This window comes from Ramlibacter sp. G4-7 (assembly GCF_057784995.1).
On record NZ_JBYNTT010000030.1, the window covers coordinates 1 to 22,114 of the forward strand.

Here is a 22,114-nt window from a genome sequence, read left to right on the forward strand (position 1 = left end):
CCGCGCCGGCACCGGTCGCGAGGACGGGCACGTCGGCCGGCGGCGGTGCCTCCGGCCCCTTGCCGCGCAGCAGCACCAGGGCCAGCACGCCGGCGACGGCCAGGGTGGCCACGCCCGCCAGCACGGCCACGGGCGCCTTCTTCCGCGGTGCGGGCGGCAGGCTCTCGGTGTCGTCGTCGACGCGGCGCGCACTCGCGGCCGCCGCCGGGAGCGCCGGCGGCATGATGTCGGTGGGCGGGAATTCCGATTCCGGCGTCGAGGGATCCGAAGTTCCAGCAGCGCGGCTGCCCGACGACAAGGCGGCTCCGACGGCGGCCGCATACGAGGCCGCGGCGGCTGCGCTGGACAGCGTGGCCGCCTTGCCGACACTCGCTGGCGCGGGCGACGGCGGCGCCGCTTCGGGCCCCGGGCTGGCCGGCGCAGCGGCGGGACTCTGGGCTGCCTGCCCACCTGCGGAGGCCTGCGCTGCCTGCAGCACCGCGGCGCTGGGGGCCGGCTGCGCCACGGTGCTGGTGAACTCTTCCTGCACCCAGTGGGCGGGACGCGGCTGCGACAGCTCCGCGCCCATGGCGGGCCGGGACACGTCCGTGCGCAGGCGCGTGGCCTCGTTGTCCGGGAACTGGGTGGCGAAGGTGCTGCCCATGCCCGGCAAGGCGCCGGCGGTGGGCGTGCCGGGCCGGCTGGGCGCGGGCTGGCCGCCGCCGCCTCCGAGCACGGTCGTGGAATCGCCGCCCACGAGCTTGCGCAACTTGCGCCGCGCGAGGTCGCCGTAGATGCCGTCCGGGAACTTGTCGAGAAAGCCCTGCAGCTCCTCGGCGTCGGTGGAGTCCTTGACGTCCTTCCAGTAGACGAGCTCGAGTTCCTGCGTGACGGAGGTGGCGCCGCCGATCGACGGGGCCGTGCCCAGGCCGGGCTGCGGCGGCACCGTGCCGGGACGCGTGAGCGGACGCGAGCCCTGCTCCTGCTTGCGGTTCGGGTTCAAGGGCGGCACCACGGTCTGGTCTTCCGCCCGCCGGATCGCGGCCTGCAAGGCCACGGCGAAGTCACGCGCGGTGGCGAAGCGCTCCTCGCGCGTCTTGGCCAGCGCCCGCGCCACCACGGCGTCCAGCGCCGAGGGCAGGCGCGGGTTGGCCGAGCTGGGCGGCGGCGGGTGGTGGCCGATGATCTGGTGGATGATCGAGAAGTCGTTGTCGCCGTCGAAGGGACGCTTGTCCGTGAGCAGCTGGTACAGCACCACGCCGACCGAGAACAGGTCGGCCCGCGAATCGATCTTCTGCCCCTGCACCTGCTCGGGGGCCATGTACTTGAGCGTGCCCACCATGCTGCCCTGGGTGCGCGTGGCCTCGCCCGAGTCCTGGATGCGCGCGACGCCGAAGTCGGTGAGCTTCACGCGCCCGCCCGGTTCGATCAGCAGGTTGGCGGGCTTGATGTCGCGGTGGACGATGCCCTGCTTGTGCGCGTAGTCCAGGGCACTGAGCAGGTCGCGGATGATCTTGAGCGACTGCTCCAGCGAGTAGCGCACGCCCCGGTCGAGGTGGTGCTTGAGGTCGTCGCCCTGGATGTACTCCATGACCAGGAAGGCGACATCGCCGTCGCGGTCGGAGTCGTAGACGCTGACGATGTTGGGATGCTGCAGGCGCGCGGCCGAGCGCGCTTCGGTGCGGAAGCGGTGCTCGTACTCGGCGGCCGCTTCCTCGGAGAGGTTCTCGACCTTGACGGTCTTGATGGCGACGCGGCGGTCCAGGTTGGGATCACGGCCTTCGTACACCACGCCCATGGCACCCTTGCCGAGGACCCGGAGGACTTCGTACCGTCCCAGCTTCTTGAGAGTCACATCTGCCCAATGGGATACACGTGGAAACCCATTCTAGCCCTCGCCCCTCTTTACAAGGTTGAGTTCAGGAGGCTTCGTTACGACCCGTTGTGCGTTTCGCACGCAGGAGCGCGCGGGCATACGCAGGGGCGAAATGCCGCTCCAGGAGGCCCCGCACCCACTCATCGCCGCCAGACTGCCGCTCGGCGTAATCGCGGCAGAAAGCGTCCCATGCACGCGCCGATCCGAACAGGCGGGCACCGCTTCCCACCAGGCGTGCCTTGATCGCGTCGGGTGCGAAGTCCTTCACGATCGCGCGCACCGCCTCCTCCAGCGCCTGCGCCACCGCCTGCTCGTGCGCGAGGAGCTCGGTGGCGACCTGGGCCAGGGCGCGGTCCGGGGGCAGCGCGCCGGCCGTGGCGGCCTGTTCGCCCAGGACGTAGGAGAGCTTGTCCTCCAGGGGGCCTTCCAGCCGCAGCGGGTTGGTCTCGCGGGCCTCCGTCCTGGTGCCATCGCGAAACCGCACGTCGTGCCGCGACGCCGCCGCCGCATGCGAGGCCTGCAGCAGGCCTTGCAGGGCAATGCGCGTGACGCGGCCGACGGCTTCGAGTTCGCCCTGGGTGAAGCTGCGCGGCGTGCCGGCGCCGAGTCCGCGCATGAAGGGCTCCAGGTCGGTCGCGGGCAGCATGTCTTCGGCACGCAGGCCGCCGCCGGGACTGCCCGGGCCGAAAGTGCTCTGGAAGCCCCAGTCGCCGAAAGGATCGTCGGCATCCACCGCAGGCAGGGTCTCGTCCGCGCCGGGCGGGAGTTGCGCCGCGACGCGTTCGAATTCGGTCCACGGGTCCCCGCCCGCCCCCGAACGCGCCGGCGCCACCACCAGCCGGTACGCCGACACGCCCATCACCTCGCCCGGGCCCAGCACGCCGCGCGAGCCGGGGGGCAGCTCGCCTTCGGCCAGGTCCACGCCGTTGACGACCGAAAGCACGTGGAAGTGCAGCAGCTCGCCCTCGTTCCAGACGCTCAGGTGGCGGCGCGACACGTTGCGCTCCGGGTCCGGCAGGCACACGGCGCAATCGGCATCGCGCCCGAGGACCAGGGGCGGGTCACCCGCTTCCAGCCGCCGGTGGGCATCCAGCCCGGGGCCGGAGATGTGCAGGTCCAGCGCCATCGCTAGCTGAGGATGGAGAAACTGGCGATCGGTGCGGCCTCGGCGTTGCGGTCGCAGCCCAGCGAGATCTGCCCCATGCCCACCAGGTAGCACTCCGTGCGGCGCAGCACCACCGGCTCCGGATGGTTGCCGAAGTACACCCAGGTGCCGAAGCTCGAAGCGTCGGTCAGCACGAAATGGCCGCCGCGCCACTCCACCGTGGCGTGCGCGCGCGACACGCGCGAGTCGTTCACGTTGAGGTCCGCGGCGGCGGAACGGCCGATGGTGACCAGTTCGCCGCGCTGCTGCAGCAGGCGGCTCTGCCCCGCGATGGACAGTTCCATGTGCGCTTCGGCCGGCTGGCCGAACATGGACGCGCCCATGACGGTCGCCTCGGCGTCGCGATCCTGCTGCCACTCCACGCGGTACACCTCGGTCACTTCGGCCTTGCCGCGCAGGTACATGGGGCCGAGGCCGCGCAGCTTCTCCTGCAGTTCCGGCGGCAGTGCCTCGCGCACGCGCTGGGTGGCCAGGATCTGGTCGGCACCCGCGAGGTCCGCCAGGCGCGCGGCGCTGTTGACCGCGTCGCCATAGCAATCGCCCTGGATTTCCACGACCTCGCCCGACTCGATGCCCATCTGCATCTGCACGGGACGGCCGGTGCCGCCGGGGCGCACGGGCTGCTGCTGCAGCCGCTCCTGGATGGCGATGCAGGCGGTGAGGGCCTGCTGCTCGCTGGAGAAGACCACGAACAGGCCGTCGCCGAGCAGCTTCACGACGCGCCCGTGGTGCTGCTCGAAGATCTTGGCCAGCGCCGTGGTCAGCTGGGTGACGAAGCGCCCGGCGGTCTCGTCGCCGAGCCGCTCGAAGATGCCCGTGCTCCCAACCAGGTCAGCGAATACGACGGAGGCCATGCGCGACGATTATGCAACGGCGCTTGCACAAACGAAGAAGCCGGCCGGTCCGTGAAGGACCGACCGGCTTTCCGTGTCGTGGTCGGCGCGGCGGGACCCGAAGCCGCGGCGCCCTGCGCCATTAGTGTTGTTTTTTCCACCCGTCAAGCAACTTGTCGCAAGGATGTCGCATGCGACAGCTGCCGGCGCCCTCGATCAAGGCGCCGGCGGCTGGCCGGCAACGCATGAACTCGGCAGCAAAAGGCAAGCACGCGCGGCGCTCTCACGCCTCCTGCAACTGCGGCTCCGGCTCCGGCGCCAGCGCCACCTCCAGCGCGTCGTCCACCGTCTCCAGCCACACGAAGGTGAGCCCGGCACGTGCATCGGCGGGGATGTCCTCCAGGTCGCGCCGGTTGCGCGCCGGCAGCATCACGGTGCGGATGCCGGCCCGCAGCGCCGCCAGCACCTTCTCCTTGACCCCGCCGATGGGCAGCGCCAGCCCGCGCAGGCTGATCTCCCCGGTCATTGCCACGTCGGCCCGGGCGGGCCGGCACGTGAGCAGCGAGGTCAGCGCGACGCACATCGCCACGCCCGCGCTCGGGCCGTCCTTGGGCGTCGCGCCGGCCGGCACGTGGATGTGGATGTCGGTCTTGTCGAACGCGCCGGGCGCGATGCCGAGCTTGTCCGCGCGCGCCTTGACCAGCGTCAGCGCGGTCTGCGCGCTCTCCTTCATCACGTCCCCGAGCTGGCCGGTGAGGATCAGGCGGTTGCTGCCCGGCGTCTGCGCGGCCTCGATGAACAGGATGTCGCCGCCCACCGGCGTCCAGGCCAGGCCGGTCGCCACGCCGGGGAGGCCCGCGCGCATCTTCAGTTCGGGCTCGAAGCGCCTGGGCCCCAGGATCGCCTCCAGGTCGGGCGCATCGACGGCCATCTTGTCCGCCTGGCCCTCGGCGATGCGCAGCGCCGCGCTGCGCAGCACGTTGCCGATCTCGCGCTCGAGGTTGCGCACCCCGGCTTCGCGCGTGTAGCCCTCGATGATGGCCAGCAGCGCGCCGTCGCTGATCGTGCATTGCCCGGCGTCCAGGCCGGTCGCTTCCAGCTGGCGCCGCACGAGGTAGCGGCGCGCGATCTCCAGCTTCTCGCGCGTGGTGTACCCGGGCAGGTGCACCACCTCCATCCGGTCGCGCAGCGGCCCCGGAATGGTGTCGAGCACGTTCGCCGTGCACACGAACATCACTTTCGACAGGTCGAAGGGCACGCCGAGATAGGCGTCGCGGAAGGTGCCGTTCTGCTCCGGGTCCAGCACCTCGAGCAGCGCCGCCGCCGGGTCGCCGTGGAAGCCGCCTGCGCCCAGCTTGTCGATCTCGTCGAGCATCATCACGCAGTTGCGCGTGCCCGCCTTGCGGATGCCCTGGATGATGTTGCCCGGCATGGCGCCCACGTAGGTGCGCCGGTGGCCGCGGATCTCGGATTCGTCGTGCACGCCGCCCAGGCTGACGCGGACGAACTTGCGCCCGGTGGCCTTGGCGATGCTCTGCCCGAGCGAGGTCTTGCCCACGCCGGGCGGCCCGACGAAGCACAGGATGGGGCTGCGCCCGGAGGGATTGAGCTTGCGCACCGCCAGGTATTCGAGGATGCGCTTCTTGATCTTCTCCAGGCCGAAATGGTCCTCGTCCAGGATGCGCCTGGCCTCGCCGAGGTCGACCTGCGGCTCGGGTTCGGACTTCCAGGGCAGGCCGACCAGCGAGTCCAGGTAGGTACGGATGATCGAGGCTTCGCCCGCCGCATCGCTCATGCGCTGCAGCCGCTTGAGCTCCTTGCGCGCGGCCTCGTCGACTTCGGGCGGCATGCCCGCGTCGGCGATCGCGCGCTCCAGTTCCTGGATCTCCGCCGCCTCCTCGTCGTCGCCGTCGCCCAGCTCCTTCTGGATGGTGCGCATCTGCTCGCGCAGCAGGTGCTTGCGGTTGACGTCGCCGATGGACTCGCGCGTGCGCTCGCTCACGTCGCGCTGGACCTTCAGCACCTCGATGCGGTGCGCCAGCTTTTCCAGCAGCCGCTCCAGCCGCAGCTTCAGGTCGAAGGTCTCCAGCAGATCCTGCTTGTCGGTGATGGGGATGTCCAGCACGCTGGCCACCACGTCGGCGATCTGTCCGGGCTCTTCCAGGCCCTGGATGCCGGCCACCGTTTCCATGGGCACCTGCGGCAGCAGCTGCAGCGCCTGCAGCGCCTGCTGCTTGAGGGCCAGCGCGCGTCCCTGGACTTCGGCGTCGGGTTTGGCGGTCTCCTCGACGTATTCGACGCGCGCCCCCAGGAAGGGATAGCCCTCCAGGAACTGCAGCGCGCGGAAGCGCCGCAGTCCCTTGACGATGGCGTGGTGCACGCCCTCGGGCGTGGTGACGTAGCGCAGCACCGCGGCGCTGGCGCCCACCCAATGCAGGTCCTCGGGAGAGGGATCCTCGACCTCGGGCTTGTTCTGCAGCAGCACGCCCACCGGCTGCTCCAGCCGGACCGCCTCCTGCGTCGCCGCCTGCGAGCCCGGGCGGCCGAGCGCCAGCGGCTGCAGCGTGCCCGGGAACAGCACGACGTTGCGCACCGGCAGGATGATGAGCGCGTCCGGAGGGATCGCGCGCGGCGCTTCGCTCATAGCGCAAGCTCCCCCAGGATTGCCCGCACGCGGGCGGCTCCTCCCGCCGCCGGAGGCGGAGGGGGCTGAGCGCCTTCGGGCGGCCGGGCGGCGCTCATGTTCCTCCCACCTTGCGCAGGCGCACGATCAGGCAGCCCTGCTCCACTTCGGGCGGCTCGAGCTCCAGGCCGCGGGAGGGCAGGAGGATGCGGCGCTCGAAGACGCCGTACGGGATCTCCAGCCGCCGCACCGACAGGCCGGGCACCAGGGGCAGCGGGCGTGTTCCGCGCACGACGATGGCGCCGGGCTCGCCGATCACCTGGATGCGTTCGGCGCTCACGCCCGGCATGGCGACCACCAGGACGATCTCGCGCTCGTTTTCGAACAGGTCCACCGGCGGCTCCCAGACCACCTGGGCCTGCTGCACCGCCGCGGGACGGAAGAACTGGCGGTGCAGCCGTTCGGCCTCGTCCATCAGCTCGCAGGCCTGCGCCCACATCCAGCCGCTGGAATCCCTTTCGCGCGCCATGGGGGCGGAACTCAGGAGGCGCCCGCCACGACCTGCATGATCGCGGCGAGCAGGGATGCCTCGTCGTACCCGCCCCGGTGGAGCACGCCGTTGATGAAGAAGGTCGGCGTTCCCTTGACCCCGCTTTCCAGTCCGCCCTTCATGTCGTCCTGGATCTTGGGCAGGAACGTGTGGCCGGAGAGGTCGCCGGCGAAGCGCTTGAGGTCCAGGCGCAGCGCGGTGGCGTACTTCACCAGGTCGGCGGGCGCCAGTGCGTCCTGGTGCTCGAAGAGCAGGTCGTGCATCTTCCAGAACCGGCCCTGGGCCCCGGCCGCTTCCGCGGCCTCGGCCGCGAGCTGCGCGTGCGGATGGACGTTGACCAGCGGAAACTGGCGGAACACGACGGCCAGCATGTCCGGCAGGTCCCGCTCCAGCTTCTTCACGACCCCGTAGGCCGCACCGCAGTACGGGCACTCGAAATCGGCGTATTCGACCAGCACCACCGGTGCGTCCGGTGAACCGCGCAGATGGTCGCGCTCGTCGATGGGAACGGTGAGATTGTTCATGCACCGAAGGTAGCCGCACAGCGCCCGCGTTTTTTTCGGTTTCCTGCTGTCCATGGCGGCGGGCGGCTGCCACTTGGAGCCCCGGCACGCGCGGTCCGGGTCGGGCGCCGCACCCCATCTGCTGTTCGCACTGGGCATCGCCGCCGCCGTGGTCGGCTTCGTGCTTGTCTGGCTGGCTGCGCGATGAGTCCGGGCCGTCTGCGCCCCCGGCCCAGCCAGCAAAAAGCCCGGACCTTTTCAGGTACCGGGCTTTCGTATCGTTGGTCGGCGTGGCGGGATTCGAACTCGCGACCCCTTGCACCCCATGCAAGTGCGCTACCAGGCTGCGCTACACGCCGAAGCCGGCAATTATAGCTGGCCGGGAAAGGCTCTTTCGCCCCGCCCCGACAATTCGCTGGCGAAAGCTGACGGCTGCAGCCGCGTCAGTGGACGGCGCTGAGGAGGTCGCGGATCTCGAACAGCTCGCGCCTGAGCTGCTGCAGCTTGTACGTGATCGCCTCGCGCTCGTCCGGCGGCACGTCCTCGAACTGGCTCTCGCCGAAGCTGGACTCCTCGACCTCGATGACCTCCACGCCATCGAGCATCACCTCGCCGGCGCGGCGCTTGTCGCGCTCGCCCTGCACGATCTCCTGCAGTTTGTTGCGCGCGCCGCTGATGGTGAAGCCCTGGTCGTACAGCAGGTCGCGGATGCGCCGGATCATCAGCACCTCGTGGTGCTGGTAATAGCGCCGGTTGCCGCGCCGCTTCATGGGCCGGAGTTGCGTGAACTCCTGCTCCCAATACCGTAGCACGTGGGGCTTGACGCCACAGAGCTCGCTGACCTCACCGATGGTGAAGTAGCGCTTGGCGGGGATAGCCGGAAGGCCTTTCTCCATTGAAATCAATGTACTAGGCGAGAAAGCTTCGAGGTTACTCTAAGTGGCCGCGGATGCAAAGCGGGGCCGCGCGATCGGCGTTGCGCCGGGCTCGAGCGTACGACGTCCGGCGTCCGGCGTGGGGTCGGACCAACGCCGCCCACTCCATGCGAAAGGCTCAGCCTGCGTCCGCGCCGCCGCCATTGCCCTGGATCTGTTCCTTGAGCTTGTGGCTCGCGTGGAAGGTCACCACGCGCCGCGCCTCGATCGGGATGGCCTCGCCCGTGCGCGGGTTGCGGCCTGGCCGGGGCGCCTTGGTGCGGATCTGGAAGTTGCCGAAGCCCGAGATCTTCACGTCCTGGCCGTCCACGAGGCTGGCGGAAACCAGGTCGAAGAAGGCGTCGATCATGTCCTTGGACTCGCGCTTGTTGAGCCCGATCTGCTCGAACAGCAGTTCGGCCAGCTGCGCCTTGGTCAGCGCGGGCGTCTCGAGGCTCTCGACTGCAAACTCCATGATGTCCTCTTGCTTGAGCGCCGTTGTTCTTGTCGCGAGGTCGGCCATGGTCTCCTATCCTCTCAGGCGGCCGCCGAGTTGCGCGGTGACCCGCTCCACCACCGAGCGCACGGCCGCATCGATCTGCTCGTCGGTCAGTGTCGCGTCGCTGCGCGCGAGCGTCAAGCGAACGGCGAGGCTCTTCTCGTGCAGGGCCAGGCCGGCCGTCGCCTGCTGCGGCTTGTAGACGTCGAAGAGGAATGCGTCACGCAGCAGGCCGCCGGTGTCCGCCGAGCGGATGGCGGCGAGCAGCTGGTCGTGCGTGACCTTCTCGCCCACGATGACGGCGATGTCGCGTTCGGCGGGCTGGAAGCGCGGCACGGCCTGGAAGGCGGGCACCGCGCGCGCGGTGACGGCATCCAGGTCGATCTCGAACAGCAGCGGCGTGTGCGGCAGCTCCCACTTCTGGCGCCAGCGCGGGTGCAGTTCGCCCACCACGCCGACGTCCTGGCCATCGACGCGGATCGCCGCGCAGCGCCCGGGGTGCATGGCGGGATGGGCGGCCGGCGCGAACTCCGCCTGCAGCGGCGCGAGCAGCGCCTGCACGTCGCCCTTCATGTCGTAGAAGTCCACCGCCGTGGACTTGCGGCCCCACTGCAGCCCGTCGGGCGAACCGTAGGCCAGGCCCGCGACCTTCATCGGCTGGCGCACGCCGCGCACGGTGGTGTCGGTGGTCTGCACGGCGGCGTCACGCACGAACACCCGGCCGAGCTCGAACACGCGCACGCGTTCGGCCTTGCGATCGAGGTTGAACTTCAGCACCTGCAGCAGCGAGCCCAGGAGCGAAGAGCGCATCACGCCCATCTGGCTGGCGATCGGGTTCAGCAGCTTGATCGGGTCGGCGTTGCCGGCCAGGTCCTGCTCCCAGTGCGCCTCGACGAAGCTGAAGTTGATGGTCTCCTGGTACCCGAGCGCCGCGAGCAGGCGGCGCACCGCGAAGCGGCTGCGGCGCGCCTCCGGCGGCAGCTTGGCGGTGATGGGTGCCAGCGGCGGCGTGGTGGGCAGCTGCCGGTAGCCGACGATGCGCACCACCTCCTCGATCAGGTCTTCCTCGATCGCGAGGTCGAAGCGGTACGGCGGCGGCGTCACGGTGATGACGCCCTGCTCGGCCCTGGCCGGCAGTCGCAGGCGCGCGAACGCGTCCAGGCACTGCTGCTCGGTGATGGGCATGCCGATCACCTTGGCGGCCCGCGCCACGCGCAGCGTCACCGGCTTGCGCTCGGGCAGCTTGAGCACCTGGTCGTCCATCGGCCCGGCCTCGCCGCCGCAGACCTCGAGGATCAGGCGCGTGATGTGCTCGATGTGTTCGACCGTGAGGCTGGGGTCGACGCCGCGCTCGAAGCGGTGGCCCGCGTCGGTGGAGAAGTTGAAGCGGCGCGAGCGCCCCTGCACGGCCTCCGGCCACCAGAAGGCGGCCTCGACGTAGACGTTCCGCGTGTCGTCGGACACCGCGGTGGCATCGCCGCCCATGATGCCGGCGAGCGATTCCACCTGCCTGTCGTCGGCGATCACGCCGACCTTCTCGTCCACCGCGATGGTGTTGCCGTTCAGGAGCTTGAGCGATTCGCCCGGCCGGCCCCAGCGCACGTGCAGGCCGCCGTGGATCTTGTCGAGGTCGAAGATGTGGGACGGCCGGCCGAACTCGAACATCACGTAGTTGGAGATGTCCACGAGCGCGGTCACGCTGCGCTGGCCGCAGCCCGCGAGCCGGTCGACCATCCACTGCGGCGTCTTCGCCTTGGTGTTCACGTTGCGGATGACGCGGCCGGAGAAGCGGCCGCACAGGTCGGGGGCGTCGACCTTCACCCGCAGCTTCTGGTCGTGCGTGACCGCAACGGGCGCGAACTTCGGCTCGATCAGCGGCGCCCCGGTCAGGGCCGACAGCTCGCGCGCCACGCCGTAGACGGACAGCGCATGCGCCAGGTTGGGCGTGAGCTTGAGCGTGAACACGTGGTCGTCGAGGTTCAGCACCGCGCGGATGTCCTGGCCGACGGGCGCGTCGGCGGCCAGCTCCAGCAGGCCGCCGTGGTCCTCGCTCAGGTGCAGCTCGCGCGCCGAGCACAGCATGCCCTGGCTCTCGACGCCGCGCAGCTTGCCCAGCTTGATCGCGAAGGGCTTGCCGTCCTCGCCCGGCGGCAGTTCGGCGCCGACCAGCGCGGTGGGCACGCGGATGCCCACGCGCGCGTTGGGCGCGCCGCACACGATGTTGAGCAGCGCGCCCTGCCCCACGTCCACCTGGCATACACGCAGGCGGTCGGCGTTGGGGTGCTGCACGGCTTCCTTGATCTCGCCGACGACGACCTTGGTGAAGGGCGGCGCCAGCGGCCGCAGGTCCTCGACCTCCAGCCCACCCATGGTGAGCACGTCGGCGATCTCTGGCGTGGACAGCGGCGGGTTGCAGAACGCGCGCAGCCAGGACTCTGGGAATTGCATGTCGTGTGTCTCTAGGATTCAGGGCGCGAGCGGTTCCCCTCGCGTGCCGCCGCGGAACCGGCTTTGCCGGGCCGCTGGGGGCGCCCCCTCGAGGGGGAGGCGCCGAAGGCGCTTCGGGGGGGAGCCATTATCTGAACTGGCGCAGGAAGCGGATGTCGCCGTCGAAGAACAGGCGCAGGTCGCTGACGCCATAGCGCAGCATGGTCAGGCGGTCCGGGCCCATGCCGAAGGCGAAGCCGATGTGCTTCTCGGGGTCCAGCCCCATGTTGCGCACCACCGCCGGGTGCACCTGGCCGGAGCCGGCCACCTCCAGCCAGCGGCCGGCCAGCGGCCCGCTCTGGAACTGGATGTCGATCTCGGCCGAAGGCTCCGTGAACGGGAAGAAGCTGGGACGGAAGCGCAGCGCCAGGTCCTCGCTCTCGAAAAAGGTGCGGCAGAAGTCGGTGAAGACGACCTTCAGGTCCTTGAAGCTCACGTTCTCGCCCAGCCACAGGCCTTCGCACTGGTGGAACATCGGCGAGTGGGTCGCGTCGCTGTCGACGCGGTAGGTGCGGCCGGGCGCGATCACGCGGATCTCCGGCATGGGCTCGCCGCGCTGCACCGCCTCGGCGTAGCGCTTGATGTGCTGGTGGGCGTAGCGCACCTGCATCGGGCTGGTGTGCGGCCGCAGGTTGTAGGGGATGCCGTCGTCGCCGTCGATGTCCACGTAGAACGTGTCCTGCATCGAGCGGGCCGGGTGGTTGGGCGGGTTGTTCAGGGACGTGAAGCTGTGCCAGTCGCTCTCCACCTCGGGGCCGTCGGCCACGTCGAAGCCCATGCTGGCGAAGATCAGCTCGATGCGCTCCATGGTGAGCGACACCGGGTGCAGGCCCCCGGGCTCGCGCACGCGGCCCGGCAGCGAGACGTCCAGCGCCTCGGCCTGCAGCTGCGCTTCCAGCTCCGCATCGGCGAGCGACTGACGGCGCTCGCCCAGTGCGGCCTCGATCGCCTGCTTGGCCTGGTTGATCGCCGCGCCGCGCGTCTTCTTCTCTTCCACGGACAGCGTGGCCAGGCCCTTCATCAGCTCGGTGATGCGGCCGGACTTGCCGACGAAATGCGCCTTGGCGTTCTCCAGGTCCGCCGGAGTGGCGGCCTTGCCGAAGGCCTCGCGCGCGCTGGCGACGATCGAATCGAATTCTTGGGTCATGCGAAAAAAACAGGGCTAGCGCTTCGCAGCCCTAGCCCTGTCCATGTGGGTTTGCATCAGCCGCCGGTCACGGGAGTGGCGGCGGCCACCGCGAAACTCAGGCAGCCAGCTTGGCCTTCACCTGGTTCACGATGCCGGTGAACGCCGCGGGGTCGTGGTAGGCGATATCGGCGAGGACCTTGCGGTCGATGTCGATGCCGGCCTTGCGGATCCCGTTGGCGAACTGGCTGTAGGTCAGGCCGTTCGCACGCGCGGCGGCGTTGATACGGGCGATCCACAGCTGGCGGAAGACGCGCTTCTTGGCGCGGCGGTCGCGGTAGGCGTACTGCCCCGCCTTCATCACCGCTTCCTTGGCGATGCGGAAGACGTTGCCGCGGCGGCCGCGGAAGCCCTTGGCGAGGGCGAGGACCTTCTTGTGACGCGCGCGCGCCGTTACACCACGTTTGACTCGAGGCATGTGTGTTCTCCTTGGGTCGGTGGGTTACAGGCCTGCGAACGGCAGCATCTGCGCCATGTGACCCATATTGGTCTCATGGACGGCAGTCGGGCCGCGCAGGTGGCGCTTGTTCTTGGTGCTCTTCTTGGTCAGGATGTGGCGCTTGAAAGCCTGGCCACGCTTGACCGTCCCGCCGGGACGCACGCGGAAGCGCTTTTTCGCTCCGCTCTTGGTCTTCATCTTGGGCATTGAATGCTCCTTCTACCTTGTGCTCGTGAGGCGTCGCGGGAAAACTCCCGTGCCTTGATGGCCCCGAGCCACTTTTTTTCGAGCGGCAAGTCCGGTGACTCGCCGCTCGCGGGTCGGCCCGAAAGCCTTCCCCTCACCGCCACCGCGGCGACCAACCGTGATGGCTTTGAACTGTCTTAAGACGTCGTGGTCGTCGCTGCCGGAGCAGCTTCGCCCGCCGGCTTGGCCGGCGCCGGCTTCTTCTTGCCGGGCGCGATCATCATGATCATCTGGCGGCCTTCGAGCTTCGGGAACTGCTCGACGAGGATGGTGTCCCCGAGGTCGTCCCGCAGCCGCTGCAGCAGCGCCATGCCGATTTCCTGGTGCGTGATCTCGCGCCCCCGGAAGCGCAGCGTGATCTTGCACTTGTCGCCTTCCGCCAGGAACTTGCGGATGTTGCGCAACTTGATGTTGTAGTCGCCGTCATCCGTTCCGGGGCGGAACTTCACTTCCTTGATCTCGATGACCGTCTGCTTCGCCTTCGCTTCCGCGGCCTTCTTCTGTTCCTGGTACTTGAACTTGCCGTAGTCCATCAGCCGGCAGACCGGCGGATTGGCAGTGGCGGCAATTTCCACCAGGTCCACGTCCTGCTCGCCTGCCATTCGCAGGGCGTCCTGCAGGCTCACGATGCCCAGGGGCTCGTTGTTGGGTCCGCTCAGGCGGACTTCCGGGGCCATGATTTCCCGGTTCAGGCGGTGCTTGCGTTCCTCGCGGTGGCGGCGGTCACGAAATTCAGTAGCGATGGTCGTCAATCCTTCAATTCAAAACAGCTACAGTACCTGTAGCAACACCGTCAACGTACGCAAGGCCGGCAGGCAATTTCAGCGCTTTCCGGCGATGTCCTCGGCGATCCTGCGGGAGAACTCGTCCAGGCTCATCACGCCAAGGTCCTTGTTGCCCCGGGCGCGCACGGCGACGGCACCAGCCGCCTTCTCCTTGTCGCCGACGACGAGGAGATAAGGCGGCTTTTGCAGCGAGTGCTCCCGTATTTTATACGTGATCTTCTCGTTGCGCAGATCGGTCTCCACGCGCAGCCCCTGATTTCCCAGTGCTTTGGCGATGTCACGGGCGTAACCGTCCTGGCCGTCCGTGATGTTCAGGACCACGGCCTGCACCGGCGCCAGCCAGGCAGGCAGCGCCCCGGCATGGTGCTCGATCAGCATGCCGATGAAGCGCTCCAGGCTGCCCACGATCGCCCGGTGCAGCATCACCGGGTGGGCGCGGCCGCTGGACTCCGTGACATATTCCGCGCCCAGGCGCTCCGCGGTGTTGAAGTCCACCTGCATCGTGCCGCACTGCCAGTGCCGGCCCAGGGCGTCCTTGAGCGTGTATTCGATCTTCGGGCCGTAGAACGCGCCGTCGCCCGGCGAGACGACGAATTCCACGCCGGAGCGGCGCAGCGCCTCCATGCAGGCGTGTTCGGCCTTGTCCCAGAGCTCGTCGGAGCCGACGCGGTTCTCGGGCCGGGTCGCGACCTTGTACAGGATGTCGGTGAAGCCGAAGTCGCGGTAGACCTGCTGCAGCTTGGCCGTGTAGTCCACGCACTCCTGCAGGATCTGGTCCTCCGTGACGAAGGCGTGGCCGTCGTCCTGCGTGAAGCCGCGCACGCGCATGATCCCGTGCAGCGCCCCGGAGGGCTCGTTGCGGTGGCACTGCCCGAACTCGCCGAAGCGCAGCGGCAGGTCGCGGTAGCTGCGCAGCTGCGACTTGAAGATCAGCACGTGGCCGGGGCAGTTCATCGGCTTGAGCGCGTACTCGCGCTTTTCCGACTCCGTCGTGAACATGTTCTCGCGGTAGTTCTGCCAGTGGCCGGTCTTCTCCCACAGGCTCTTGTCCAGGATCTGCGGGCCCTTGACCTCCTGGTAGCCGGTGTCCCGGTAGACCTGGCGCATGTACTGCTCCACGGCCTGCCAGATGGCCCAGCCCTTGGGATGCCAGAACACCACGCCGGGGGCGACGTCGTCGATGTGGAACAGGTCCAGCTCGCGGCCGAGCTTGCGGTGGTCGCGCTTCTCGGCTTCCTCCAGCATGGTCAGGTACTGCTGCAGTTCCTCCTTGCTGGCCCAGGCCGTGCCGTACACGCGCTGCAGCATCTCGTTGCGGTGGTCGCCGCGCCAGTAGGCGCCGGCCACCTTCATGAGCTTGAAGTGCCTGAGCTTGCCCGTGCTGGGCACGTGCGGGCCGCGGCACAGGTCCTCGAAGCCGCCTTCGGCGTACAGGGACACGTCCTCGCCGGCCGGGATGCTGCCGATGATCTCGGCCTTGTAGTGCTCGCCGATGTCCTTGAAGTGCTGCACCGCTTCGTCGCGCGGCAGCACGCGGCGGGTCACCGGCTCGTCCTTCGCCGCCAGCTCGCCCATGCGCTTCTCGATGGCCGCCAGGTCCTCGGGCGTGAAGGGACGCTTGTACGAGAAGTCGTAGTAGAAGCCGTTGTCGATCACCGGGCCGATGGTCACCTGCGCCTCGGGATACAGCTGCTTGACCGCATACGCGAGCAGGTGGGCCGTCGAGTGGCGGATCACGTCCAGGCCTTCCGGGTCCTTGGCCGTGATGATGGCCACCTTGGCGTCGCGATCGATGCGGTAGGCGGTGTCCACCACCTTGCCATCGACCTTGCCGGCGATGGCCGCCTTGGCCAGGCCGGCGCCTATGGAGGCGGCCACCTCGGCGACCGAGAGGGGAGCGGGATACTGGCGTTGCGAGCCGTCGGGAAGCGTGACGTTGATCATGGTGGGCACATCTGTCCGGAAATGAAAAAAGCGCGGCAGCAGCCGCGCTTTTTTCCTGGACGATGGAGCTCGTGGAGGCGCGACTACCCGGCCGCTAGCGGGCCGTGGAACCTTCCGGGGTAGTTCGCGGTGTCATAACCATGATGCCTTTCTCGCCCTTGTTGCCGGCCCTTGGCGGGACCGTGGCGCGATTCTAACCCGCCGGCACGTGGCCCGTGCCGAGGCAGCGCGCGCACTCGACGATGACCGTCTGCTTCTCGACCTCGAACTTCTCGTTGATGTTCTCGCTGTCGTAGCGCAGGCGGCCGGCCCCGTCGCAGTCCGGGCAGGGCTTGCCCCCGCTCATGCTCTCCATGTTGAAGACGCCCGTCGTTTCCCCGTTCGAAGAAGCCATGGCCTTTCCTCCCCTGCGGCAGATGGCTCGACTGTACTGACGAGCCCCGCAAAAACAAAGCCCGCGGCACGCGGCCGCGGGCTCCTGGCGCCTGGCTGTGGGGACGGCGCGTCAGGCCGCCTTGCGCTGGGCCTGGTGCTCGTCGAAGAACTGCTCGTCTTCGGTCGAGCCCTTCAGGGCCGCGGTCGAGGCGTTGGCTTCGATCGTGGTGGTCACCGCGTCGAAGTAGCCCGTGCCCACCTCGCGCTGGTGCTTCACCGCGGTGAAGCCCTTGTCGGCGGCATTGAACTCCTTCTGCTGCAGCTCGACGAAGGCGCTCATGTTGTTGCGCGCGTAGCCGTAGGCCAGCTCGAACATCGAGTAGTTCAGGCTGTGGAAGCCCGCCAGCGTGATGAACTGGAACTTGTAGCCCATGGCGCCCAGCTCCTTCTGGAACTTGGCGATGGTGGCGTCGTCCAGGTTCTTCTTCCAGTTGAAGGACGGCGAGCAGTTGTAGGCCAGCAGCTTGCCGGGGAACTTCGCGTGGATCGCGTCGGCGAAGTCCTTGGCGAACTTCAGGTCGGGCGTGCCGGTCTCGCACCAGATCAGGTCGGCGACTTCGGCGTAGGCCAGGCCGCGGCTGACCGCCTGGTCAAAGCCCTTGCGCGTGCGGTAGAAGCCTTCGACCGTGCGCTCGCCGGTGCAGAAAGGCTGGTCGATCGGGTCGACGTCGCTGGTGACCAGGTCCGCGGCCTCCGCATCGGTGCGCGCCAGCAGGATGGTGGGCGTGCCCATCACGTCGGCGGCCAGGCGCGCCGCGACCAGCTTGGCCACCGCCTCGCGCGTGGGCACCAGCACCTTGCCGCCCATGTGGCCGCACTTCTTGACGGAGGCCAGCTGGTCCTCGAAGTGCACGCCGGCGGCGCCCGCGTCGATCATGGACTTCATCAGCTCGAAGGCGTTGAGCACGCCGCCGAAGCCCGCTTCCGCGTCGGCCACGATGGGCGCGAAGTAGTCGACGTAGCCCTCGTCACCGGGGCCCTTGCCTTCGCTCCACTGGATCTGGTCGGCGCGGGCGAAGGTGTTGTTGATCTTCTTGACCACCTTGGGCACCGAGTCCACCGAGTACAGCGACTGGTCGGGGTACATCTCGCCGTTGCTGTTGGCGTCGCCGGCGACCTGCCAGCCGGAGAGGTAGATGCCCTTGAGGCCGGCCTTGACCTGCTGCATGGCCTGGTTGCCGGTGAGCGCGCCGAGCGTGTTCACGAAGGGCTCCGTGTTCAGCAGGCTCCACAGCTTCTCGGCGCCGCGGCGAGCCAGCGTGTGCTCGATCGCCAGCGAGCCGCGCAGCTTCACCACGTCGGCGGCGCTGTAGCCGCGCTTGATGCCCTTCCAGCGCGGGTTCTCCGCCCAATCCTTTTCGAGCTGCGCGATCTGCTGTTCGCGGGTCAGGTGGGTCCAGTTGCTCATGGTTTTCTCCATTGGGTTGATGCCGAAACCGGGGCGGCGCCAAAGCGCGCCGCGATGGAGAGGACTTTAAGTCTTGTACAAGACTTCGTGGGGCTCTTGTGTCTTATATAAGACTAAATATTTTTCTTAGGAATATCAGCTACTTACGCCCGTCGTTTCGCAATGCGGCACAGGCTTTCTTGTATTGAGAAAATTTGCGGCGGCGCACCAAGGCCTCCATCCCGCAATGTGAAACGAATTTCACGATGTGTGAAAGACGATCCAGTCGCCATGGCCGATCACCTGCCGGCCCTTGGCGTGCGCCGGATTGATCTCGTACACCAGGCAGTCGATCGTGGCGCCCTGCACCGCGATGGCGACTTCGCGCTTGAAGTACTCGCTGTCCGCCCCCGGCACGATCTGCTCGATCGCATCGAGCACCGCTTCGAGCTGCGGGCTGATGCGGTACACCTCGCCCACGACCGTCACCGCCTCCTCGCCGCCGAGGGTGAGCCCCGGGTACCAGTCGATGTGGTACAGGACGCCCCGCACCTCGCCCATGCCCACGTACTCCGGCGCCGGCCGCAGCCGGTTGATGTCGTTGCGGCCGCCGCGGCGCAGCGTGCCGTAGACGAAGACATGGCGTTCGGGGGCTTGGGGCATGATCCTTCGTTTTTTGCGCCCGCCATTGTCGATGAGCCTCGTCCCGAGCCGGCCCCTGGCCTATGCGTGCCTTGCCCTCAGCATGTCCCTGGTCGGCAGCTACGTGGCCCTGTCCAAGCCGCTCGCCGCAGCCTTTCCGGTCTTCCTGCTCGCGTGGCTGCGGTTCGGCATCGGCGGCCTGGCCATGCTGCACTGGCTGCGCAAGCCCGCCAACGAGCCGCCGCTGACGGCCCGAACCCGGCGCCTGCTGTTCCTCGAGTCCTTCCTGGGCAACTTCCTGTTCTCGCTGTGCATGCTGTTCGGCGTCAGCCTGACCAGCGCCGTGTCGGCGGGCGTGATCATGGCCGCCATCCCGGCCACGGTGGCGCTCCTGAGCTGGCTGTTCCTGCACGAGCGCATCTCCGGGCGCACGTGGACGGCCATCGCCTGCGCCGCCGCCGGCATCGCCCTGCTCGCGTTCGCGCAGCCGGCCCATGCGCCCGGCGGCACGCAGGACGCCAGCCGGGCGTGGCTGGGCAACCTGTTGGTGCTCGGTGCGGTCGTCTGCGAAGCCTCGTACGCAGTGATCGGCAAGGCGCTCACGGGCGTGCTGGGGCCCAAGCGCATCACCTCCCTCATCAACCTCTGGGGCTTCGCGCTGGTGACGCCCTTCGGCCTGTACGCGGCCCTGCGCTTCGACTTCGGTGCCGTGGCACCGGGCGCCTGGCTGCTGCTGCTGTTCTACGCGCTGGCCGCCAGCGTGTGGACGGTGTGGCTGTGGATGACGGGACTCAAGGTGGTGCCGGCGGCGCAAGCGGGCGTGTTCACGGCCATGCTGCCCGTTTCCGCCGCGCTGGTGGGCGTGCTGGTGCTGGGAGAGTCGCTCGTGGGCGTGCAGCTGATCGCGTTCGCCTCGGCGCTCGTGGGCGTGGTGCTCGCGACGGCACCGCGCAGGCGCTAGCGCGTGCCTTGCGCGGCTGCCGCGCGGCGCTCGTGCGAGAGCGAAATCCCCAGTGCTGGCGCGACGTTGATCGCGTTTTCTCCCGCAGTGGGTGAGCAATGCGCGCGCGTGTTTTCGCTCTCGTGCGAGGGCCCCACCGAGCGCGAATCGCACGCGCGAGCAGCGCCGCCAGAGGGCGAATGGCTCATCTCCAGAGGGAAACGCGCGCGCTTCTCGCGGAGAAAAAGCAACATCTCCCAATGAAAAACCGCTGTTTTCCCTTGGACGCGCCCAATTTCTCCCTTAGCATCCGCACTGCCAGCGAGTGCAGTTTTTCACTGGTAGGTTCAATCAACTTCTAGAAGGAAATTCAATCATGGCAACTGCAAAGAAAGCGGCGAAGAAGGCCCCGGCGAAGAAGGCAGCGCCGGCCAAGAAGGCGGCCGCGAAGAAGGCCCCGGCCAAGAAGGCGGCACCGGCAAAGAAGGCAACTGCGAAGAAGGCCGCACCGGCGAAGAAGGCTGTCGCCAAGAAGGCCGCGCCCGCGAAGAAGGCTGCTGCCAAGAAGGCTCCGGCCAAGAAGCGCACCCCGAACGCGGCGTTCATGAAGCCCCTGACCCCCGACGCGTCCCTGGCGGCCGTCGTCGGCAATGCTCCGCTGCCCCGCACGGAGATCGTCAGCAAGCTGTGGGCCTACATCAAGAAGAACAAGCTGCAGGACCAGGCGAACAAGCGCATGGTGAACGCGGACGACAAGCTGCGCACCCTGTTCGGCAAGGGCCAGGTGTCCATGTTCGAAATGGCTGGCCTGATCGGCAAGCACGTCAAGTAATCGGGCTTCCCGGTCGCTGAAAACGCCGGCGCGAGCCGGCGTTTTTCTTTGCTGTGCCGCAAAACGCAGAAGCGGCGCAACGCGCCGCTTCTGCCGATGCCCTGGGCCCCCGCCTGCACGGGGGCTGCGGTCACCCACCCTTGTTCTGCGCCGCCGCGCGGATTCCGCTCAGCGTCCCGCGGGTCGTGATCACCTCGGGATCCAGTACCACCTCGATCACCGTGCCCTGCTTGCGCTCCAGCGCCGCCACCAGCGCCGGCTCGAACTCCTCGGTCCGTTCGATGCGCGTGCCTTCGTAGCCGTACGCCTTGGCCAGCGCCACGAAATCGGGGTTGGCCAGCTGCGTGCCGGCGCCTTCCACCCGCGTCGGGTACTCGCGCTCCTGATGCATGCGGATCGTGCCGTACATGCCGTTGTTCAGCAGCACGATGATGGACTTGCCCCCGAACTGCGAGGCGGTGGCGAGCTCCTGCCCCGTCATGAGGAAGTCGCCGTCCCCCGCCATGGTGAGCGCCACGCGCCCCGACACCAGGTTCGCCGCGATGCCCGCGGGCACGCCATAGCCCATCGCCCCGGAGGTCGGCGCGAGCTGGGTCTTGTGGCCCTTGGCCAGCCCGTGGTGGCGGAAGAAGCGGTGCGTCCAGGAAGCGAAGTTGCCCGCGCCGTTGGTGATCAGCGCATCGGCCGGCAGGCGCTTCTGCAGCACGGCGACGATGGCGGGCATGTCGATGCTCCCGGGCAGCTGCTGGGGCTGCAGGTTCGCCTCGTAGTCGGCGTGCGCGGCCTCGGTCCAGGCGGCCCAGGGCAGCTCGGTCGGCGCCGTCAGCACCTCCAGCGAACGGGCCGCCGCGTTCATGGTGGCATTGATCGCCAGGTCGGCCTGGTACACGCGGTTCAGCTCCTCGGCGCTCGCGTGGATGTGGACCAGCTTCTGGGCTGCCTTGGGCGGCGTCAGCAGGCTGTAGCCGCTGGTGGTCATCTCGCCCAGGCGCGGGCCGATGGCCAGGATCAGGTCGCTCTCGCGGATGCGTGCGGCCAGCTTCGGATTGAGGCCGATGCCCACGTCGCCCGCGTACAGCGGGTGGTGGTTGTCGAACGTGTCCTGGAAGCGGAAGGCGTTGCCCACGGGCAGCTTCCAGTTCTCGGCGAAGCGCTGCAGCGCCTGCGCCGACTGCGGGGTCCAGCCGCCACCGCCGGCGATCACGAAGGGCTTCCTGGCGGCCAGCAGCATCTCGCGCAGCGTGCGCAGCGCGCCCGGGTCGCTCCAGGCTTCCACCGGCTCCACGCGCGCGGTCGGGCGCGCCGCGGTGGGCTTGACGAGCATGTCCTCGGGCAGGACCAGCACCACGGGTCCGGGACGGCCGTTCATGGCCGTGGCGAAGGCGCGCGCCACGTACTCCGGGATGCGGTCGGGGTCGTCGATGCGCTCCACGCGCTTGGCCATGCCCTTGGTGCTCGGGCCGAAGAAGCTGGCGTACTCCACTTCCTGGAAGGCCTCGCGGTCCCGCTGGTCGCTCGCCACGTCGCCGACGAACAGCACCATGGGCGTGGAGTCCTGGAAGGCCGTGTGCACGCCGATGGAGGCGTTGGTCGCGCCCGGGCCGCGCGTCACGAAGCAGATGCCGGGCCGGTTGCCCATCTTGCCGTGCGCTTCCGCCATGAAGGCGGCGCCACCCTCCTGGCGGTTGATCACGAAGCGGATGCGGTCGCGGTACTTGTGGAAGCCATCCAGCACCGCCAGGTAGCTCTCGCCCGGCACGCCGAAGGCGGTCTCCACGCCCTGGGCGACCAGGCATTCGACGATCAGGTGCCCTGCGAGCTGCTTCTCTTGCGACATCATGCTTGACTC

20 protein-coding genes and 1 tRNA gene are annotated in these 22,114 nt (G+C 68.6%); 2 read left to right on the top strand and 19 right to left on the bottom strand.

What is annotated here, in order from left to right; translation table 11 throughout:
* The 18 genes from AC3EGR_RS24695 to AC3EGR_RS24780 form a co-directional block, all read right to left on the bottom strand.
* Positions 1–1,834 (bottom strand): serine/threonine-protein kinase (locus AC3EGR_RS24695; RefSeq protein ID WP_488549187.1); only part of this gene is annotated, 1,834 nt, incomplete at its 3' end.
* A gap of 64 nt (positions 1,835–1,898) precedes the next feature.
* On the bottom strand, positions 1,899–2,981 hold the full coding sequence (locus tag AC3EGR_RS24700) for a type VI secretion system-associated FHA domain protein (RefSeq protein ID WP_488549188.1): 1,083 nt from the start codon (positions 2,979–2,981) through the stop codon (positions 1,899–1,901).
* Positions 2,982–2,983: 2 nt separating this feature from the next.
* Positions 2,984–3,874, bottom strand: coding sequence for an adenylate/guanylate cyclase domain-containing protein (locus AC3EGR_RS24705; protein WP_488549189.1), 891 nt, complete (start codon positions 3,872–3,874; stop codon positions 2,984–2,986).
* 262 nt (positions 3,875–4,136) lie between these two features.
* The gene (gene lon, locus AC3EGR_RS24710; RefSeq protein WP_488549190.1) at positions 4,137–6,497 is read right to left on the bottom strand and encodes an endopeptidase La; all 2,361 of its coding nucleotides are present in this window, start codon (positions 6,495–6,497) and stop codon (positions 4,137–4,139) included.
* Between the two features lie 94 nt (positions 6,498–6,591).
* A complete protein-coding gene (locus tag AC3EGR_RS24715) occupies positions 6,592–7,005 on the bottom strand; it encodes an Hsp20/alpha crystallin family protein (protein ID WP_488549191.1) in 414 nt (137 codons plus the stop codon).
* Between the two features lie 11 nt (positions 7,006–7,016).
* The gene (locus AC3EGR_RS24720; protein WP_488549192.1) at positions 7,017–7,550 is read right to left on the bottom strand and encodes a DsbA family protein; all 534 of its coding nucleotides are present in this window, start codon (positions 7,548–7,550) and stop codon (positions 7,017–7,019) included.
* Between the two features lie 261 nt (positions 7,551–7,811).
* Positions 7,812–7,888 (bottom strand) — tRNA-Pro (locus AC3EGR_RS24725).
* Positions 7,889–7,972: 84 nt separating this feature from the next.
* A complete protein-coding gene (locus AC3EGR_RS24730; RefSeq protein WP_488549193.1) occupies positions 7,973–8,425 on the bottom strand; it encodes a MerR family transcriptional regulator in 453 nt (150 codons plus the stop codon).
* A 157-nt stretch (positions 8,426–8,582) separates the two neighbouring features.
* The gene (locus tag AC3EGR_RS24735) at positions 8,583–8,918 is read right to left on the bottom strand and encodes an integration host factor subunit alpha (protein WP_488549216.1); all 336 of its coding nucleotides are present in this window, start codon (positions 8,916–8,918) and stop codon (positions 8,583–8,585) included.
* Positions 8,919–8,972: 54 nt separating this feature from the next.
* A complete protein-coding gene (gene pheT, locus AC3EGR_RS24740) occupies positions 8,973–11,390 on the bottom strand; it encodes a phenylalanine--tRNA ligase subunit beta (RefSeq protein ID WP_488549194.1) in 2,418 nt (805 codons plus the stop codon).
* 127 nt (positions 11,391–11,517) lie between these two features.
* Entirely contained in the window at positions 11,518–12,576 is a 1,059-nt protein-coding gene (pheS, locus tag AC3EGR_RS24745) for a phenylalanine--tRNA ligase subunit alpha (RefSeq protein WP_488549195.1), read from the bottom strand.
* Positions 12,577–12,673: 97 nt separating this feature from the next.
* Positions 12,674–13,033, bottom strand: a complete 360-nt coding sequence (gene rplT, locus AC3EGR_RS24750) for a 50S ribosomal protein L20 (RefSeq protein ID WP_171557186.1) — start codon at positions 13,031–13,033, stop codon at positions 12,674–12,676.
* A 24-nt stretch (positions 13,034–13,057) separates the two neighbouring features.
* Positions 13,058–13,261 carry a 50S ribosomal protein L35 gene (gene rpmI, locus AC3EGR_RS24755; RefSeq protein WP_196985175.1) on the bottom strand — a complete coding sequence of 68 codons (204 nt, stop codon included), beginning with the start codon at positions 13,259–13,261 and terminating at the stop codon, positions 13,058–13,060.
* A 176-nt stretch (positions 13,262–13,437) separates the two neighbouring features.
* The gene (infC, locus tag AC3EGR_RS24760) at positions 13,438–14,052 is read right to left on the bottom strand and encodes a translation initiation factor IF-3 (RefSeq protein WP_488549196.1); all 615 of its coding nucleotides are present in this window, start codon (positions 14,050–14,052) and stop codon (positions 13,438–13,440) included.
* A gap of 69 nt (positions 14,053–14,121) precedes the next feature.
* Positions 14,122–16,029, bottom strand: a complete 1,908-nt coding sequence (thrS, locus tag AC3EGR_RS24765; RefSeq protein WP_488549197.1) for a threonine--tRNA ligase — start codon at positions 16,027–16,029, stop codon at positions 14,122–14,124.
* Between the two features lie 193 nt (positions 16,030–16,222).
* A complete protein-coding gene (locus tag AC3EGR_RS24770) occupies positions 16,223–16,423 on the bottom strand; it encodes a hypothetical protein (RefSeq protein ID WP_488549198.1) in 201 nt (66 codons plus the stop codon).
* A 111-nt stretch (positions 16,424–16,534) separates the two neighbouring features.
* Positions 16,535–17,872 carry an isocitrate lyase gene (gene aceA, locus AC3EGR_RS24775; protein ID WP_488549199.1) on the bottom strand — a complete coding sequence of 446 codons (1,338 nt, stop codon included), beginning with the start codon at positions 17,870–17,872 and terminating at the stop codon, positions 16,535–16,537.
* Between the two features lie 240 nt (positions 17,873–18,112).
* Positions 18,113–18,514, bottom strand: a complete 402-nt coding sequence (locus tag AC3EGR_RS24780) for a gamma-glutamylcyclotransferase family protein (protein ID WP_488549200.1) — start codon at positions 18,512–18,514, stop codon at positions 18,113–18,115.
* A 31-nt stretch (positions 18,515–18,545) separates the two neighbouring features.
* Between AC3EGR_RS24780 and AC3EGR_RS24785 the strand changes: the two genes are divergently transcribed.
* Positions 18,546–19,454 carry a DMT family transporter gene (locus tag AC3EGR_RS24785; RefSeq protein ID WP_488549201.1) on the top strand — a complete coding sequence of 303 codons (909 nt, stop codon included), beginning with the start codon at positions 18,546–18,548 and terminating at the stop codon, positions 19,452–19,454.
* A 355-nt stretch (positions 19,455–19,809) separates the two neighbouring features.
* Positions 19,810–20,265: an SWIB/MDM2 domain-containing protein gene (locus AC3EGR_RS24790; protein ID WP_488549202.1), complete on the top strand. Its 456-nt coding sequence runs from the start codon at positions 19,810–19,812 to the stop codon at positions 20,263–20,265.
* A 130-nt stretch (positions 20,266–20,395) separates the two neighbouring features.
* Here AC3EGR_RS24790 and AC3EGR_RS24795 read toward each other — a convergent pair whose 3' ends face one another.
* Positions 20,396–22,102 (bottom strand): thiamine pyrophosphate-binding protein, encoded by a 1,707-nt coding sequence (locus AC3EGR_RS24795; protein ID WP_488549217.1) that lies wholly within the window; start codon positions 22,100–22,102, stop codon positions 20,396–20,398.
* Positions 22,103–22,114: the final 12 nt, after the last annotated feature.